Below are 18,326 nucleotides of genomic sequence, written 5' to 3' on the forward strand. Positions count from 1 at the left end.
CCGCCACACGCCGTTCCGCAATGCGCTGGCACGCACCGGCTTCTAACTTGTCGCTTTCTGCGAAAGCGTCGGCGTTAGGCGCCTTCGCTTATTCCTCCCCCATCCGCAGCGCGGCAATAAACGCCTCTTGCGGAATACTCACATTTCCGTATTCCCGCATCTTCGCCTTACCCTTCTTCTGCTTCTCCAGCAGCTTTTTCTTGCGCGAAATGTCGCCGCCATAGCATTTGGCGGTCACGTCTTTGCGCATCGCGGCGATGGTTTCTCGGGCGATGATTTTGCCGCCTATTGCGGCTTGGACGGGGATTTTGAAGAGGTGGCGCGGGATCAGGTCTTTTAGCCGTTCGCACATGCCGCGGCCGCGCTCTTCCGCGACGCCCGAATGGACGATCAGCGACAGCGCGTCGACGGGCTCTGCATTGACGAGGATGTTCATTTTCACCAGATCGCCTTCGCGAAGGCCAATCTGTTCATAGTCAAAGCTGGCATAGCCGCGGCTGATGCTTTTCAGCCGGTCGTAGAAATCGAAGACGACCTCGTTCAAAGGCAGCTCATATGTCACCTGCGCACGCCCGCCCACATACGTCAGGTCGGTCTGGATGCCGCGCCTGTCCTGACACAGTTTGAGGATCGATCCGAGATAGTCATCGGGGGTGTAGATAACCGCTTTGATCCACGGCTCCTCGATCATCTCGATCCGGTTGGTGTCGGGCCAGTCGGCGGGATTGTGAAGCATGATCTCCTTCGCCTCTTCCGTCTTCGATTTGCTGAGCTGCAAACGGTAGACGACGGACGGCGCGGTGGTGATCAGGTCTAGATCGTATTCGCGGCTCAGGCGTTCCTGAATGATTTCGAGGTGGAGCAGGCCAAGGAACCCGCAGCGAAAGCCAAAACCAAGCGCGGCTGAGCTTTCCATCTCGAAACTGAAGCTGGCGTCATTCAGGCGCAATTTGCCGATGCTTTCGCGCAGTTTTTCAAAATCTGCTGCATCCACCGGGAACATGCCGCAGAACACAACGGGCTGGACTTCCTTATAGCCCGGCAAAGCCTCGCTCGCCCCGCCCTTCACCGTGGTGATGGTGTCACCGACGCGGGCCTGTTCGACCTCTTTAATCTGCGCTGTGATAAAGCCAATTTCGCCCGGCCCAAGGTCATCAAGGTCCGTGCGCTTGGGAGTGAAGCAGCCGACCCGGTCAACAAGGTGCTGCGTGCCGCCCTGCATAAACCGGATGTTGAGCCCTTTTTTAAGCTCCCCTTCGATCACGCGCACCAGGATGACGACGCCGAGATAGGGATCGTACCACGAATCGACCAGCGAGGCTTTCAGCGGCTTGTCCCGCTCACCGGTAGGAGAGGGGATTTTGGCAATGACCGCTTCGAGCACGTCTTCGATGCCAATGCCCGATTTGGCAGAGGACAGGACGGCTTCGGATGCATCAAGGCCGATAACTTCCTCAATCTCTTCGCGCACGCGCTCGGGCTCTGCTGCAGGCAGGTCGATTTTGTTGATGACGGGCACGATTTCGTGGTCGTGCTCGATCGATTGGTAGACATTGGCGAGCGTCTGCGCCTCAACCCCCTGCGCTGCATCGACCACCAGCAAAGCGCCCTCACACGCGGCAAGGCTGCGCGATACCTCGTAAGCGAAATCGACATGGCCCGGCGTGTCCATCAGGTTGAGCTGATAGGTCTCGCCATCCTTCGCGGTGTAATTGAGGCGGACGGTTTGCGCTTTGATCGTGATGCCGCGCTCTTTTTCGATGTCCATATTGTCGAGCACTTGTTCGGACATCTCACGTTCGGTCAGGCCGCCCGTGTACTGGATCAGCCGATCAGCAAGCGTGGATTTGCCGTGGTCGATATGCGCGATAATCGAGAAATTGCGGATTTTGGAAAGGTCAGTCATATGCTCTGCGATCTAGCGATGGCGATTGCCAATGTCATTCGCGAATATTGCAAGACCCAAAACAGATGATCTGGATGGGGCCAGCGTCTGCTCGCCCCGAAGATACGGAGTTAGGGTCAGGATGTATGAATCACGTGGGCGTGGCGTCAAAATGACGAAGATATCGGGCGAAGCTGCCTGCTGGGAAGGCTGGTTGCCTTTGCCAAAGGCAGTTTTGGCCGAGATCGAAGTCATTTTGGCGTCCCTGAAGGGATTTGACCAATCGGCCATATTGCAGCGTCTCGAAAGCTAGAAAGTGCGCCGCACTTCCCGCACTTTCGCTCCTCGCAACAGGGCCGATTGCTTCAAACCACGCCCACGTGATTCATACATCCTGACCCTACGCCGCTTCTGTCTTCACCGCATTGGCATAGCCAAACTGAGGGACGCTGGCCGATGGGTCGAGCAATCCGCCTTCCATCCCAGCATAATTGCCCTGCGACAGCGCCGCCAAGGGCGCTCCGGCAGAAGCCAGCGCATAGGGCGAGACGCGGTTGCGCGTGACAAGTCCGCCTGATCCATCATCGACAAGGCTTTGTTCAAATTCGAGGCCCTGCGTATCGCCGCTGGTGCGGATGACAGTGGCGACGGCCAATTGCCCGCCGCCCAGATCAACCACGAATTGCGTGCCTTTGGGCACATCCATCAACCCTTCGATCAAGGCGCCGGTGCGCGACAGATTGCGCAACGTCACTTCGTAGGAGTGATCATCGTGAATGACCTGAATCTTGCGGAACACGGTGCGGCGGCGCGCGCGTTTCGTCCGGTCGCCGCTGGGAGCGATTTTCCAGGTTTCGCCGATCAGTTCGCGCTCAACCGTTTTGGCGCTGACGGGGTCGGAATAAATCGGACCTTGCACAAATTTGACGCCGCATTCGACCAGCGCCTTGTTCAGCGCTTCGCTTTCGATGCCGTTTGCGATGGTGTCCATTTCCATCGCTCCCGCCAGCGCCACAATCGCGCGGATCAGGCCAAGCCCGTCATTATCGGCATCGGTTTTGAGGCCATCTTCGGCTTTGCGATCGGCTTCGGCGATCAGGCCTTCATCGATCTTGATATTGTCAAACGGCGCGCGGCGCAGATAAGCGAGCGAGGAATAGCCGCTGCCGAATTCGTCGAGCGTCAGCCGCACACCCAGTTTGAACAGCGCGCCAAGCGCCCGGTCAACCGCATTGGTATCGCCAAAGAACACCGCTTCGCTTATCTCAAGCTCAAGCCGGGTGGCTGACAATTTCGCATCCGCCAGTGCATCGGCGACTTTTTCGACAAAGTCCTGCGAATTGATGAGAGCAGGCGCTACATTGACCGAAACCCGCACGCTGTCGGGCCATTTGGTCGCGTTGCGGCACGCTTCTCTGATCGACCACAGGCCCACCTCAGTGGTCTGGCTGGACCCGTCGAGGATTTGCGCGAATTCTTCGGAAACAATCGGGCCGCGCTGCACATGGTTCCAGCCCACCTGAGCTTCCAATGTGCGCACTTGCTGCGTCTTGGTGTCGACAATCGGCTGGTATTCGAGAAACAATTGCTCATCGCGCACCGCTGCGCCCAGATCCTCTTCGAGCCGGCGGCGGAACAATGCCTCGTTTTCCAGATCGCCTGAGAAGAAACGATACTGCCCTCGCCCGCCATTCTTGGCCGCATAGAGCGCCAGATCGGCAGATCGGACCACTTCATCGCAGGTCACGCCGTCATGCGGCGCAATCGCGATGCCAACAGAGGCCCCGATGACGCAGCGCCCTTCATCAAGCGAATAAGGCTGGCGCAGCATGTCGATGATCTTCATCGCAATATCGCCCAGTTCGCCGCGATCATCGACGTCGGGGATCATCACTTGAAATTCATCACCGCCCAAGCGGCCAATTTCGCAATCACGCTCAATCGCGCGGCCCAGCCGGGTGGCGACCTGTTTAAGCAGCTCATCACCAGCGGCATGGCCCAGAGTGTCATTGACCTGTTTGAACCGATCAAGGTCCATCATCATAATCGCACAATTGCGCTTGGCCGATTTGAACGCCGTCAGCGTTGTGTCGATCATGTGCGCCATGCGGTGACGATTGGCGAGACCTGTGAGCGAATCGAATTTTGCCAGCCGCGCGGTTTCTTCTTCGCGGTGGAATTCTTCGGTGATGTCTGCGCCTGTTCCGCGAAAGCCAGCAAATTCACCGGACCGGTCAAAAACCGGCTGACCCGAAAGCCGCAGCACAGCGCCATCAGGCTTTTTGACCGCGCGAAGAGCAAAGCCTGAAAACGCCTTGCGCGCGCCCAGCATCAGGGGAAGCGATTTTGTCCGTCCTTCGCGATTGGCAGGCTCGAATGTGCTCGCCATCGCTTGGCCCAGCAAATCGGATAGCGGCACATCAATGCGTTCAGCAATCGCCGCGCTCAAATATGTCAGCTGACCAGACGCATCGCTGGCCCAGAACCAGCCAAGGCCGGAGCGTTCCAGTTCATCGAGCATGCTGAGTTTTTCGGTGTCAGACAATACGCTGGACGCATCAAAATCCTGCGCGGCCGCGCTGCTGCGCCCACCGCGTTTGTGGCTGCCAGATGACGAGCCATTCGATTTGGATGACAAGAAACCCTTAAAGGGCACCGGCAAACGTCCTTCTTCTGTGTGTCCGGCCCGGCACGGGCGCGAAGACAAAGGATATCTAAATCCGGTTGGTTATTATTGTGCTAACACCGAGATGCTGGCGCGTCTGTGTTCACTAAAATTTACGCGCGCGTAAAACGCGCTTGCTGGGCGGCAGGCGGCGCTTGCGGGACCATCACCCGGATGCGGCGAGGCGGGCACCTGCGAGGACTTCAAATGTCCCATCGGCGCGGCGGCTTAGCGGCAGAGTGAATTCCACTCCTGCACGGTCTTCAACCGACCAGCGCACCATGGCCCGCGCGCTTGATTGGGCACTGAATTCGATCTGCACCGTTGCGCCTTCGGGCAGATTCCACAAGCCATCCAGCATCGCGCCGCCCGAAGACAGATTGCGCAAAGTGGCAGGCATGCGATTGCCATTGTGGTTGATGAATATCCGTTTGAGCAGAACCTGACGCTGACCGCGCGCGGATTTGGGGCCTTCGGCTGCGGCAACGCCGGTCCCCTCAACCAGTGCGCTCGCTTCCTCCATGCCGACAGGCTTGTGATAGATGTAACCCTGAACGTGGCTGCAGCCCAGTTTTCGGATCAATTCCAGCTCATCAAGCGTTTCAACGCCTTCAGCCGTTGTGTCCATGTTAAGCGCTTCGGCTAACGAGTTGATCGAGGCAATGATCGCGCCATTGCGGCTGCCCGGCTCGGTCGCTCCGCGCACAAAGCTCTGGTCAATCTTGATCTTATCAAACGGCGCTTTCTTCAAATAGCCGAGCGAGGAATAGCCTGTGCCAAAATCATCAAGCGCCAATCGCACGCCGACCCGTTTGAGCGCTTTGAACATGGCATCGGTGCCTGCGCTGTCGTTTAGAAACACGCTTTCGGTCAGTTCAAGCTCAAGCCGCGAAGGCAATATCCCGCTATGCGCCAGCGCATTGGCGACGATTGTGGGCAGTTCTTTCTTTGAAAACTGCAGCGGCGACACATTGACCGCGCATTGAATATGCGAAGGCCAGCGCGCCAGATCCTCACACGCCGTGCGCAGCGCCCATTGACCCAGTTGATCGATCAGCCCTGCATCTTCTGCAACGGCGATAAATTTATCAGGTGAAAGCCAGCCGCGGCGTGGGTGCTCCCACCGCATAAGCGCCTCAAACCCCGTGATCTTTTCGGTCGATGTGTTGACGACGGGCTGGTAATACAGCTCCAATTCGCCGCGCGTAATCGCCTCGCGCAGGTCTTGCTCCAGTTCCGCGCGTTCCTCGGCAGCGGAATGCAGGGTTTTGTCATAAAAATGATGCACCCCGCGCCCTGCATCCTTGGCCGCATAGAGTGCCAGATCAACATTGCGGATCAGCTCTTCGCTGGTGCTGCCATCGGCAGGGGCAAGCGCGATGCCCACCGATGCACCAATGATCACGCCCTGCCCTTCGATTGTGTATGGCTGCGATAGCGAATTGATGATTTCACGCGCGAGAAAGCCCAGTTTATCCCGGCTTTGATTGCCGGGGATCAGCACCTGAAATTCATCGCCGCCCAGTCTGCCGCAGCGCCCGATCCCATCAAGCACCCGCTCCAGCCGCTGCGCCACCTGTTTCAGCAAAGCATCGCCTGCGGGATGGCCCAGCGTATCATTGACCTGCTTGAACCGATCAAGATCCAGCATCAGCACTGTGCAGGCCCGTTCGCGTTCCTGCGGGGCGGAGAGGATCTGATCGAGCAGATCGCTCATCTGCGCGCGGTTCACCAGTCCGGTCAGACTGTCATAATGCGCAAGCCGGGTGACTTCTTGTTCATTGCTGCGTTTTTCGGTGAGGTCTGTGCCGTGCCCTCTGAACCCGCAAAAGTTTGAAAAGCTGTCATAGACGGGCCGGCCTGTCAGCGCCCACAGCCGGTCCGTGCCAGCGGCGCGCAGTTCCAGTTCCTTGAATGCAGAACGCGCAGACAAGTGAAAGCCAAGACTGCGTTCCGCCGCCACTGCGCCGGGGGCTGCATCGACAATTTCGCTTAACGGGGTGCCGCGCAATTCATCAGGAGTGCGGCCCATTACGGCGGCGGCGGACGGGGAGATATAGCTGATAAGGCCGCGCCGGTCAGTTTCCCAGAACCAGCCGGGCCCGGTTTCTTCAAAACTGCGCAAAATGTCTTCAGCGCGCGCGGCAACGCGTTCGCGCGCATCAATCGCCACTCGCCGCTTTTCTGCAGCCTGCCATTCAAACCGCGCAACCAGAATGAGCGCCAGCGCGGCCCCGATCAATGCGGTGACCGTGACAAATGTATAACTCACAGAGGCAAACGCCGCCCACACGGCAAGCTTTGCGCAAAACAGCGATACAATCCGCGTGCCGAACAAAGCCGCAGATGCCGCATTGATGCACACGACCGACCCGATCGCCCATTGCCAGGCAAGCCCGTATTGCACCCAGCTTGCAAAAACATATCCCGCACAAACCAGCGGGATAATCACCCCAGTAAATAGCAAAGCAAAGCGGGCCATTCGCGAAAGCCCCGCATTGCGCTCCATTCTTGCCAGACGTTCTCCGAATGCAAACACACCCACGGACACAAGACCGGCAATAATCGGCAATCCCGAGGGAACTTTTGCTGTAACGCACGCGGCGATCACATAGGTCAGCGCGATAAACAGCGCCATCCCGCGAGGATTGCGCGGCAGGTAAAAATGGTGAGCGGGGCGTTCGATCCCGTCATCGAGGTCGTTTGCGTCCAAAGCCGCGGACAGATCGCGCACAGGGCGGCGTCTGTCATCGGCTTTACGGTGACCAAAATCGCGTTTTTTTGAGGACTTATTCTTGGTTTGAGACGGATCGCCATGGGACCGGCGACCGGGCCGCGTTCCATCACCGTTCGCCACTATCTCCGCGTCATCCTTACGCGCAAGCACACCGCCGTCATCGGACGGCGCGCTGGCAGGATTAAGGGCGCGGTTAGTCATCCACGGTCAATGGCGCTTACCCATTTGAAAAACGGTTAACCCGGAGCACTAAATCAAGGATTTTTAATGGATGTCCGGCTATCAGGCCGAAAAAGTCCCGGCGGTGTGATTACGATTGATGTCAGTCCCGCTTTTTGAGTGCGGGCTGCACTTCGATAAAGGCCTTGGGCGTGGTCGGTCGAGCATGCATCAAACCGGAATACGAATCGTCTTTTAGCGCCTGTAACGGACGCCCTGCCATCTCCATCTGGTATGGCGACACCCGGTGGCGGGTACACAATCCATCCGCCCCATCGCTGATCAACGGGTTTTCAAATTCCACGCCCTGACTGTAGCCTTCAGAACGCCGCACAATGGCAACCGCCAGCTGGCCGCCGCCCAGATCAAGCACAACGCTTGTGCCTAACGGGACATCAAGCAAACCTTCGATTTTCGCGCCGGTCTTCGACAGGTTGCGCAGAAAAACGGTGTAGCGGTGATCGCCGTGTATAAGGCCAATCTTGCGAAATTCGGTGCGACGTTCTTCGCGGTAGCGTTCCGGCCCGCGCGGAACATAGGTGAGATCGCCTTTATCGAAATGCGCCAGCACATCTTCGAGAGGCACGGCGCGCGAAAACAAAATGCCCTGCAAATGCGTCGCACCCTGTTTTTGCACTGCGGCCAGCTCATCCTTGGTTTCCACGCCTTCGGCAACGGTTTCCATATTGAGCACACTGGCAAGGCTGACCACCGCCGCGATGATCGCAAGATTGTTGTTGGAACCGCTTGAACAACCGCGCACAAAGCTCTGATCTATCTTGATTTTATCAAATGGCGCATCGCGCAGATAGCTGAGCGAGGAATAGCCTGTGCCAAAATCATCAAGCGACAGGCGCACGCCCAAAGCTTTCAGATCCTTAAACACGCGCAATGTGCGTTCGACATCGCCGACAAACACGCTTTCGGTGATTTCCAGTTCGATCTGCCCCGGATTAACGCCCGTCTTTTTAAGCGCATTGCGCACGATTTCGACAAAATCATCCGAAGCAAATTGCACAGCCGAGACATTGACTGCGGCCTTGACCCCGTTTGGCCACATCGTCACCTGATGACACACTTCGGTAAGAGCCCATTCGCCCAATTCGCGGATCAGGCCCACTTCTTCAGCAACCGGGATGAAATCAGCAGGCGAAATCATACCTCTCTCGCTGTGATTCCACCGCATCAGGGCTTCCATGCACGCCACTTCGTGCGTGGTTGCATCGACAATGGGCTGGTAATGCATTTCCAGCTCGCCTTTTGCGGTGGCATCGCGCAGATCAGCCTCGATCTGGTGGCGGTGGCTGGCTTTGTCCTGCAAGTCAGAAGTGTAGAACCGGTGCTGGCCGCGCCCGCCGCCTTTGGCAGCATACAGCGCAAGGTCAGCCGCTTTGACAAGCTCTTCGGTTTCAATCCCGTCATAGGGCGCAACCGCGATACCCACCGATGAACCGATCACCGCGCGGCTGCCATCGATCGAATAAGGCTGCGAAATCATCTGGATCAGCCGCTGGCCCAAATCGCCCAGATCCCCGCGATCATCCATGTCATGCAGGATAATCTGAAATTCATCGCCGCCCAGACGCCCAATTTCGCCTTTGTCTCCGATGATCCGTTTGATCCGGGCTGCAACCTGTTTCAGCAGTTCATCGCCTGCTGGATGGCCCAAAGTGTCGTTCACCTGCTTGAACCGGTCCAGATCAAGCATCATCAAAGCACAGCTGCGTTTGGCCAATTTGAACGCGGTCAAAGTGGACGTCAGATTGCGCGCCATGCGGTGACGGTTTGACAGGCCTGTCAGCGAATCGAATTGTGACAAGCGTTCGGCATCAACCCGGTTCTGGTGCGCGTGACTGATATCCTTGGCGCTGCCGCGATAGCCGGCAAATTCGCCTTCGCTGTCGAAATGCGGTTTGCCCGATATCTCCCACCAGGCCTCCTTGTCGCCCGATGTCAGTTTAACCGCGCTTGATGCAATGGAATTGCGCGCTGCAAACAGGAACCGCAAAGGTCGCTGCGCCTCGTCGCGCTCTGCCTCGTTATCCTCCTCGAACAAATCTGAGGCCTGCTGGCCAAGCACATCGTCTTCGTCGAGCTCCAGTTTCTCCAGCGCAGCTGGAGTCATGTACGTGATGCGGCCTTCGGCATCGCTCGCCCAAAACCACCCGAGCCCGGATGTCTCAAGACTGTCAAGCAAAGCAACACGGCGCGCCTGATCCTTCAGCGCAATAGGGTTGAACGCAGCTGGTTCGTCCGCCGTCTCGGCCGGCGGCTCAGATCCTTTGGTAAGACGCGAAAGCAGGCTCGCCATTGTTCACTAATGCCTTGATCAGGAGTAACACTCAATATTGCCGGAGGAGCGATAACGGGGAAGGATTTAGAAACGGTAATCCTGACCGAACCTTTTATCCGCATATCTGTTATCGGCATGCCTGCGCTGGCGGGTGCGCCGTGAGCGACCGGGTTGAAATGGCCCGCATTGGGCGGCACAAGGAACACAAAGAAGATGTTTGCGTAGAACAAGCACGATAAAAACTAAGGGCGAGTGACACAGATCACCACCCGCACAGGCCTGTAATGGCAGAGGGGACATAATGGCGCACGAAACAGTCAAGTTGGAGAACGAAGCAGCCCAATCCACCAATGCGCTTGGCCCGCTGGTCGGCGTTGCGCGTGAGGATTTTGTCAGCGCGGTTGCGTTGTTATTGCGCGAGACCGCGTCGGATCCCGGCAGGATCATGCGCCATGCTCAAACCATGGGTGAGGACATGGTCAAAATCATGACCGGCAAAAGCGAGCTTGCCCCCCATCCCAAAGACAAACGCTTTATGGACCCCGCCTGGCAGTTCAATCCGTTTTTCAGAGCCGGCGCGCAATATTACCTCGCCGTGCAAAAGGGGATCAGCGGCTGGATCGAAGAGCTGGAACTGGACGATCTGGAACGCAACCGCGCCAATTTCATCTCAAACATCATAATCGACAGCCTTGCCCCCACCAACACGCTGGCAGGCAATCCAATTGCGCAAAAACAGATCATCAATTCAGGCGGCTTGTCGCTGATAAAGGGTCTGCAAAACGCCTATAACGATATCGTCCATAACAAAGGCATGGTGAGCCAGGTGGACAAGCGCCCGTTTAAGCTGGGCGAAAACATCGCGACATCCAAAGGCAATGTCGTCCACCGCACTGAAATGTACGAGCTCGTGCATTATGCACCGACCACCGATGAGGTTTACGCCACCCCGCAGCTCACCATCCCGCCGCAGATCAACAAGATGTATATCAACGATCTGTCGCCGGAAAAATCGGTGGTGAAATGGCAAGTTGATAACGGCATTCAAACCTTTGTCATTTCCTGGCGCAACCCGTCCAAGGAACAAGGCAAATGGGATATGGCCGACTACATCGCTTCTTGCGAAGAGGCCTTGGAGATCGTGTCCGAAATTACCGGTTCAAAGACAGTCAACGTATCTGCCGGGTGTTCGGGCGGACAGACCGCATCGGTGCTTGCCTCCAAGCTGGCGGCGACCGGTAACGACATCCTGGGCACGCTGACTTTGATGGTGTGCGTGCTGCATCCCAAGGCCACCGATATCGAGGCCGGATCGCTGGTCAGCCAGAACGGCATTCAGCTCGCCAAGCAGCGTGCGGCGAAGAAAGGCGTTATCAAAGCCGATGATCTGGCGCGCGGCTTTGCCTGGCTGCGGCCCAATGATCTCATCTGGAATTATGTCATCAACAACTACCTGCTGGGTATGGACCCGCCAGCCTTCGATGTGTTGTTCTGGAATGCGGATGCGACCAATCTGTCCGCCAGCCTGATGGGCGATTTTCTGACGTTGTATGAGGAATTGGCCTTTTCCACGCCCGGCAACACCGAAATGGCCGATCACAAGATTGACCTTACCAATGTGACCGCAGATCTGTTCATCCTTGGCGGAGTGACCGATCATATCACGCCGTGGAAAGCGACATATCGGTCAACCCAGCTGTTCGGTTCAAAAGATGTGACCTATGTGCTCAGCCAATCGGGCCACATGCAGGCGATCTTGAACCCGCCAACCAATCCCAAGGCGAAATATTTCGTCCAGAAAAAGCGCGGCAAATTGCCGGAAACCGCTGATGAATGGCTGCAGGGCACCGAAGAGGTTAAAGGCAGCTGGTGGCCGTTATGGATGGAATGGATCCAGAAACGCTCTGGCACCAAAAAAGCCGCTCCCAAAACTGTTGGCAGCAAAGCGCATCCCCCGCTCGAAAGTGCGCCGGGACTCTACGTCGTCGAAGAAGTCTGATATAACCGGCTCAGATTAACGCGTTTGCAGCTTGTGGAGAGCATCCTCGTTAGGGATCATCGAGGGTGCTCTCCAACCCCAAAGGGGCCTTATGGCAGGGATCGCCAGGGGTGCTGGGGACGCTGAAAAAGGACGGGAATACGTGTCAGACGGTATGAAAAATGCGCATGTCAGCATGCGCGAGGTTGGCGGGCGGACGCTACGGACTGCTACGTGGCGGCTCGATCAATCTAGCGATCATCCGCCTATTTTGTTCTTCAACGGGATCGGCGCCAATATCGAAGCGGTGGCTCCGCTGGCAGACGCTTTGCCCGAACGCGCCTTTATCATGTTTGACATGCCCGGCGTTGGCGAATCGCCCGATCCGCTGATGCCGTATAATCCCTTCACGATGAGCTGGACGGCGGCGCAATTGCTCGATCAACTGGGCGTTGGCACGGTTGATGTCATGGGCATCAGCTGGGGCGGAGGCATGGCGCAGCACTTTGCCATGCAGCATTCGGGCCGCACACGCCGCGTGGTGCTGATCGCGACCAGCGCAGGCATGCTGATGATGCCGGGCAGTCCCAAAGCTCTCACCAAAATGGCCAATCCGCGCCGCTATATCGATCCCGATTTCATGATCGCCAATTTCGAAACGCTGTATGGCGAAGGGCTTGGCAAATCTTCGGGCAAAGGCGGGCATATGTCGCGGCTGAAACCCCCAAGCCCGCGCGGTTATATGTATCAGCTGCTCTGCATGCTGGGCTGGTCAAGCGCGCCTGCTTTGCCGTTTTTGATGAAACAGGACACGCTCATCATGATGGGCGATGATGATGCGATTGTGCCGCTCGCTAATGGCAAATTCCTCGACATGCTGATCCCCAATTCAGAATTGGTGGTGATGGAAGGCGGCGGACATCTGTTCCTGCTGAGCCACAAGGAAGAATGCGTGGCCGCGATGCGCGAATTCCTCGATCGTCCGGCAACCAGCGAAGAAGCCGAACGGACCGAAAAACAGGCTGCGTAAAAGGCGGTGGTTTACAGGGGCGGTCTTACCGGCTGACCCCGCATCGCCCTGATACTGGCAATCGTTTGGCTGCCTCGAGCGCTTTGGCTGCTGCGCGCGGGCGGTCCGTGGCGAGGATATCGACCCCGCCCTCGCCCAATTCTGCGTAACGTTCATCGGTTCCGAAGCGGCCGATCACATTGTCGATGGACGCAGGCGAGCGGCCCAAAGTGCCAAAGATCACCTCAACATCTGCCTCGTCCAAGGCCCGGTATAAATCGGGTTTCGGCGTGCGTGTGCCGGTAAAAGCGACAATGCGGTTTGCGGGAATGCCAGCAGATGCGGCAGCGGCCAGATCATCGGCATCGCTGATCGAAAAAGAGATCAGCATTTCAGGGGCAAGCGCATGCAGTTTTTGCGCCGCTTCGGTGGTGTAAGCGATCAGGATCACCGCATCAGCCATGCCGGCGGCGCGGATCATATCGATCACCGCTTCGTAATTCGCGGTCCGTTTGAAATCCACTTGCAGCACTGTGCGCCCGCGTGCCCATTCCAATGTCTGGGCCAAAGTGGGCACGCGGTACGGTGTTTGCCATCCCGCCTCATCAACCAGTGTCAGCTGCTCGACATAGCTCCAATCCCGCTCGGTCACTTTGCCAGTGCCCGTGGTGGTCCGGTCAAGCGTGCGGTCATGCATCAGATAATGCACACCGTCGCTGCTCTGCGCGACATCAACCTCCATAATGGCGGGGATCGCGGTGAGGACGGCGTCCATCGTCTCAATCCCGTTCTCCGGCAATCCGGCAGATGGCCCGCCCCGATGCGCCGAGATCAGCGTTGTCTCTTCAGCCTCAAAGCAATCGAGCATCGCAGAAAGCCCCGTTTGCGGGACAAGCCGCCATGTCTGGTGCGCTTTTTCGGAGCGGTCCGGGGCTTGCCCAACCGCAGCAGGCGTGGCGGCAAAGGTCACAGCGGCAGCGAGGGGCGCCAAGAGGTATAGTTGCATGGAAGCGATGCCTTTTGCGAATCGAATACAGTCTTTTGCGGCTATCTGGTGCGGGTGCAAATTGATCAACCTGCAATCAGCAGAGCAACGATAAAGGCAGCGACGATAAAGGCAGCTACAAGGCCGCAAAAACAAACCAAAATGTAAAGAAATGTTTCAGCGTCAATATTCTTGCGCGCGTCCATTAAACCTTCATGAAATCGCCGTAACGGTGCTTTTTGACGCGGAACCGTGTTGAATTGGGACACAATGATGGCTATCGAGTGTCTAAAGGAGATCAAAATGAAGAAAACTGCTCTTATGCTCGGCGCTGTTGCACTTGCGGGTGCACCTGTTGCCGCTCAAAGCCTGCCGGTCGTTGCACCGGTCACCGATGGTGAAAACCTCGGCGGCGGCGCTGAAGGCGTGCTGATCGCTGCCCTCATCGCCGGTATTGTTGGCCTCGTCGTCCTCGCAGCAAGCGACGACGATCAGCCCACCAGCCCGTAAGGCTTACGAAGTTGCCGGGCTGTTTTGACGCAGCCTACAATTGAAAGGCCCCCGCCAGATGCACATTGTGCGCTGCCGGAGGCCTTTTCGCATCTGCAATCGGCAGGGTGATGCGGGTTTTTACGGCTGGATGACAATGCCCTGCGCCGGATCAACCGAACCGCCCAGCATCTCAAGATAGACATCGCGGGCCTGCTCCAGCCCAGCGCGCGTATCAATCGTGACGCTCGTCGCAGCAACATCCAAAAACCCGCGCCAGCTTTTCGCGACCAATTCCGCGCCGCCCTGGTGCCCGTGCTCCTTAAAGAACGACACCATGTGATCGGGGGCAAAGAACAAAGTGGGCTTGGGCCCGGGAAGACCTTCTGCCCCGCCCATGCCTGGACCGCGCTCTTCAATGTGGGTTGCGCCCACAAGGCATGAATATTTGAGCGTCGCCTCAAAATGAGTGTGCAAGTTCGCCAAAACCGTCGCATTCCCGGCAAAATCCACCGTCACGCTGGGCGCGATGGCCATGCGGCCAATTTCGTCATAGCCAAACACTTTGTCATAAAGCCCCGTCTTCTCGACGAAGTCGATATTGCCGGGCGATGTCAGGCCGATACGCTTGATACCGGGAGAGTTTTGCTTTGCCACGCTGGCAAGGCCCATGGCGGTTTTGGAAGACGCACTGGTCAGGATCACCTGCTCAGCTTCAAACCAGCCTTCGTTGCGCATGAAATAGTCGATCAGAAAGCCCGTTTTGAACAAAGGCCCAAAGATCATCCGCTCTGCTTCGTATGCGGGATCGTGTTCAGGATCAGCAGCAAGACGCGAATACTGATTGTAGACCGGGCTCATCGGCTGGCGATAATCAACCGTGTCGGTAAAACCTGACGCGCTGATTTTGCCCGGCACGACATCCAGATGGCTCGCCATGGGCAGATAGCCATAGACGCGCTCTCCCTCTGCGATTTCCGGGCAATTGCTCTGGGTAACCTTCGCGTGCCCCCACATCGGCACGATGCCAAGGCCTGCTGGGTCATCAGCGCGCGGGGGAAGAAATTCCAATAGCCAAAGCCATCGCCCACCACGGCATAGGTGATGTTGTTGGCCGTGACGGAGAAGCTTTCCACTTCCATCCGCACCGCCCCTTCGCCCAGCGGACCTAGTTCGGCGGAAGCAAGCTCTGCGTGAGTGAGTTCGTCTTTGCGGACGTGGACCTGTGTGAGTGTCATTGCGCTGTCTCTCCTGTTTCGCCCCGTCCTAGCCGATCAGCTTTCGGTTTCCCAGCGGGTTGCCTGAATAGAAGCGCGTTTTTCGCAATCCCCCAGCCATTCCATCAAAGCCTCGCATTGGCCAATGCCCACACCGCCCTGCGGGGTCAGTTGGAGGGAGCGCATCACGGGGTAAAGGAATATATCAGCCATGGTGAAGCCAAGCGGCAGCCAAGCGCCATCGCGCTGCAATTCTGCCTCGCAAAAACCCAATGCGCGGCTGATCTGCGGGAGAGCCGCGTTCATCTTCTCCGGGTAAATTGGCTGGCCGGCAAAGCGGTGCATGATCCACGGCATAACAAGCCCGCGTTCAAACAGCGGAAACAGGTAATTGTTGGCAATCGCGATCCATTTGTCGCATGCCGCGCGCGCGGCGGGGTCTGCGGGCTGCAACGCCCCGCCATTATGCGCATTGTCGATATAGCGGGCGATCGCGGCGCTTTCGATCAGTTCAAGCCCATCGATCTCCACCACGGGCACTTTGCCAAAGGGATGCCGATTGGCAGGCGAATGCGCCGCCGTCGCGATGGTTTCGTGCGTTACGCCCGCTTCCTCGCATGTGATTTGAACAATGCGCGTATAGGTCGAAGTGACCGTGCCAAAGATGCGGGCCTGCGCCATGGTGCAGGTGAGCGAACCGCTACACCCGCATCGGCATCAGCACATACAAAGCAGGCGAGCTTTCATCCTTGCGGATCAGCGTCGGCGCGCCTGCATCGGCGAGGTGCAATTCAACCTCGTCGCTGTCGATCTGGTCGAGGATGTCTTTGAGGTAATTGGCGTTAAAGCCGATCTCAAACCCATCAGACTGATATTCGGAGGCCAGTTCCTCGGTCGCGGTGCCATTGTCGGGCGATGTGACGGACAACGTAACTTTGTCTGTATCGAGGCCCATTTTCACCGCGCGCGTTTTCTCGGTCGCGATGGTAGCCACCCGGTCCACGCCTGCGAACAGCAGCTTGGGATCGACTTTCAAAAGCTTGTCATTGCCGGTTGGGATAACGCGGCTGTAATCGGGGAATGTGCCGTCAATCAGCTTGGAAGTGAGCACCACGCCCCCTTCTCCGCCAAGGGTGAAGCGGATCTTGCTCGCCGAAAGGTCAATCTGCACGGCACCGTCCATCGCCTCATCCAGCAATTTGCGCAATTCGGCGACCGCTTTGCGCGGCACGATGACGTCGGGCATGCCCTCTGCGCCATCAGGGCGTGCCAAAGTGAAGCGCGCGAGCCGGTGACCATCGGTTGCCGCGGCTTTCAAAACAGGCGCGTCTTCATCGGTGACATGCAGGAAGATGCCATTGAGGTAGTAGCGCGTTTCCTCGGTCGAGATCGCGAACCGGGTGCGGTCGATCATTTCAGCCAATGTCTTGGCCGGAAGCTCGAACGAGGTCGGCAAATCGCCTTCGACGATCACGGGGAAATCATCGCGCGGCAGGGTCGGCAGTTTGAACCGCGAACGCCCGGCTTTGATCTCCATCCGGTTTTCTGCCGTTTCAAGGCTGACCTGGCTGCCATCGGGCAGTTTGCGAGCGATATCGAACAACAGATGCGCGGAAACCGTAATGGCGCCTGCGCTTTCCACTCCCGATGCGCTCATCGTTTCGATCACTTGCAGATCGAGATCGGTCGCCATGACTTTCACATCACCGCTATCCGATGCCTCAATCAGGACATTGGACAGGATCGGAATGGTGTTGCGGCGTTCAACCACCGATTGAACATGGGAGAGACACCTAAGAAGCGTCGCGCGTTCGATCGTAGCCTTCATCAGCTTTGCCTATCGTTTGTGTTGCATTGGGGCTGTGACCGATGGAATCGATCCCGCCCCAAGGGAATTCATCCCAAAACCTTAGCGCCGATAACAATACGGGCAAGTTTGTAGCTTTACGAGGGGGAATTGCGCTGGGGATAAGGGGGCGGATTGCACCTCTTGTTCCCCTTCACACCCAGCCGGATCACCCCGTCATCGCCATGCCGCCATTCACGTGTAGCGTTTGGCCCGTGACGTACCCTGCCTCACGGCTGGAGAGATAGACTGCGGCTGCGCCAATGTCATCGCCCTCGCCCATTTTACCGGCTGGGATGCGCGCATTGATTGCCGCCTGCTGCTTTTCGTCGAGAGCCGATGTCATGGCCGTGCGGATAAAACCGGGGGCAAGGCAATTTGCAGTGATCCCGCGCGATGCGACTTCCTGCGCAAAGCTTTTGGTCATGCCGTTAAGGCCAGCCTTGGCCGCAGCGTAGTTCATTTGCCCTGGATTGCCCGTCGTGCCCACCACGCTGGTGATGTTGATGATCCGGCCAAAGCGCGCTTTCATCATGGGCCGGGCGCTGGCGCGCATCAGACGAAAGGCGGCTTCGAGGTTCAATTGGATCACCTGATCCCATTCCTCATCCTTCATCCGCATCGCCAGATTATCGCGCGTGATCCCGGCATTGTTGATGAGGATATCAATCCCGCCCAACGTATCGAGCGTGGCAGGGATCAATTCCTCAACCTGAGCGGCGTCAGACAGATTGCACGTAATCTCAACATGATCGCCAGCTTCGGGCGAGCCCACTTCGCTGATTAGCTGTTCGCGAAAGGTGCGCAGCTTATCCCCGTTGGACCCTGACAAAGCGATCCGCGCGCCTTGCCCTGCAAGCGCCATTGCAATCGCCGAACCAATCCCGCCGGATGCGCCGGTAACCAGCGCGTTCATGCCTGTAAGATCGAACAAATGTGCCTCCATAAATGCATGTTCGCCCTGTTGCGCGCATGGAGGCACGCGGTCAACCGGGGAGCATGC

At 57.5% G+C, this 18,326-nt stretch carries 12 protein-coding genes and 1 pseudogene; 3 read left to right on the forward strand and 10 right to left on the reverse strand.

What is annotated here, in order from left to right; all coding sequences use genetic code 11:
• Positions 1–88 precede the first annotated feature (88 nt).
• The 4 genes from lepA to AC0V6L_RS14550 all read right to left on the reverse strand — a co-directional run bounded on the left by lepA (position 89) and on the right by AC0V6L_RS14550 (position 9,817).
• Positions 89–1,906: a translation elongation factor 4 gene (lepA, locus tag AC0V6L_RS14535; RefSeq protein WP_486146515.1), complete on the reverse strand. Its 1,818-nt coding sequence runs from the start codon at positions 1,904–1,906 to the stop codon at positions 89–91.
• A gap of 379 nt (positions 1,907–2,285) precedes the next feature.
• On the reverse strand, positions 2,286–4,541 hold the full coding sequence (locus AC0V6L_RS14540) for a putative bifunctional diguanylate cyclase/phosphodiesterase (RefSeq protein WP_486154885.1): 2,256 nt from the start codon (positions 4,539–4,541) through the stop codon (positions 2,286–2,288).
• A gap of 175 nt (positions 4,542–4,716) precedes the next feature.
• The gene (locus tag AC0V6L_RS14545; protein ID WP_486154886.1) at positions 4,717–7,488 is read right to left on the reverse strand and encodes an EAL domain-containing protein; all 2,772 of its coding nucleotides are present in this window, start codon (positions 7,486–7,488) and stop codon (positions 4,717–4,719) included.
• A gap of 121 nt (positions 7,489–7,609) precedes the next feature.
• Positions 7,610–9,817, reverse strand: a complete 2,208-nt coding sequence (locus tag AC0V6L_RS14550; protein ID WP_486154887.1) for a putative bifunctional diguanylate cyclase/phosphodiesterase — start codon at positions 9,815–9,817, stop codon at positions 7,610–7,612.
• A 283-nt stretch (positions 9,818–10,100) separates the two neighbouring features.
• Between AC0V6L_RS14550 and AC0V6L_RS14555 the strand changes: the two genes are divergently transcribed.
• Both AC0V6L_RS14555 and AC0V6L_RS14560 read left to right on the forward strand, forming a co-directional pair.
• On the forward strand, positions 10,101–11,798 hold the full coding sequence (locus AC0V6L_RS14555) for a PHA/PHB synthase family protein (protein ID WP_486154888.1): 1,698 nt from the start codon (positions 10,101–10,103) through the stop codon (positions 11,796–11,798).
• A 142-nt stretch (positions 11,799–11,940) separates the two neighbouring features.
• Positions 11,941–12,807 (forward strand): alpha/beta fold hydrolase, encoded by an 867-nt coding sequence (locus tag AC0V6L_RS14560; RefSeq protein ID WP_486154889.1) that lies wholly within the window; start codon positions 11,941–11,943, stop codon positions 12,805–12,807.
• 25 nt (positions 12,808–12,832) lie between these two features.
• Here AC0V6L_RS14560 and AC0V6L_RS14565 read toward each other — a convergent pair whose 3' ends face one another.
• Together AC0V6L_RS14565 and AC0V6L_RS14570 are read right to left on the reverse strand one after the other, a co-directional pair.
• Positions 12,833–13,792 carry a glycerophosphodiester phosphodiesterase family protein gene (locus tag AC0V6L_RS14565; protein ID WP_486154890.1) on the reverse strand — a complete coding sequence of 320 codons (960 nt, stop codon included), beginning with the start codon at positions 13,790–13,792 and terminating at the stop codon, positions 12,833–12,835.
• 65 nt (positions 13,793–13,857) lie between these two features.
• Positions 13,858–14,040: a hypothetical protein gene (locus AC0V6L_RS14570; protein ID WP_486154891.1), complete on the reverse strand. Its 183-nt coding sequence runs from the start codon at positions 14,038–14,040 to the stop codon at positions 13,858–13,860.
• A gap of 34 nt (positions 14,041–14,074) precedes the next feature.
• On the opposite strand from AC0V6L_RS14570, the gene AC0V6L_RS14575 reads away from it, so the two are divergent.
• Entirely contained in the window at positions 14,075–14,281 is a 207-nt protein-coding gene (locus AC0V6L_RS14575; protein WP_486154892.1) for a hypothetical protein, read from the forward strand.
• Positions 14,282–14,401: 120 nt separating this feature from the next.
• Here AC0V6L_RS14575 and AC0V6L_RS14580 read toward each other — a convergent pair.
• The 4 genes and pseudogenes from AC0V6L_RS14580 to fabG all read right to left on the reverse strand — a co-directional run bounded on the left by AC0V6L_RS14580 (position 14,402) and on the right by fabG (position 18,257).
• A pseudogene (locus AC0V6L_RS14580) lies at positions 14,402–15,498 on the reverse strand (DUF2855 family protein).
• Positions 15,499–15,534: 36 nt separating this feature from the next.
• Positions 15,535–16,158 carry a glutathione S-transferase family protein gene (locus AC0V6L_RS14585; RefSeq protein WP_486154893.1) on the reverse strand — a complete coding sequence of 208 codons (624 nt, stop codon included), beginning with the start codon at positions 16,156–16,158 and terminating at the stop codon, positions 15,535–15,537.
• Positions 16,159–16,177: 19 nt separating this feature from the next.
• Positions 16,178–17,305, reverse strand: a complete 1,128-nt coding sequence (gene dnaN / locus AC0V6L_RS14590) for a DNA polymerase III subunit beta (protein WP_486146535.1) — start codon at positions 17,303–17,305, stop codon at positions 16,178–16,180.
• Positions 17,306–17,492: 187 nt separating this feature from the next.
• The gene (gene fabG / locus AC0V6L_RS14595; protein WP_486154894.1) at positions 17,493–18,257 is read right to left on the reverse strand and encodes a 3-oxoacyl-[acyl-carrier-protein] reductase; all 765 of its coding nucleotides are present in this window, start codon (positions 18,255–18,257) and stop codon (positions 17,493–17,495) included.
• Positions 18,258–18,326: the final 69 nt, after the last annotated feature.

It is taken from the genome of Erythrobacter sp. JB1-15 (genome assembly GCF_057365035.1).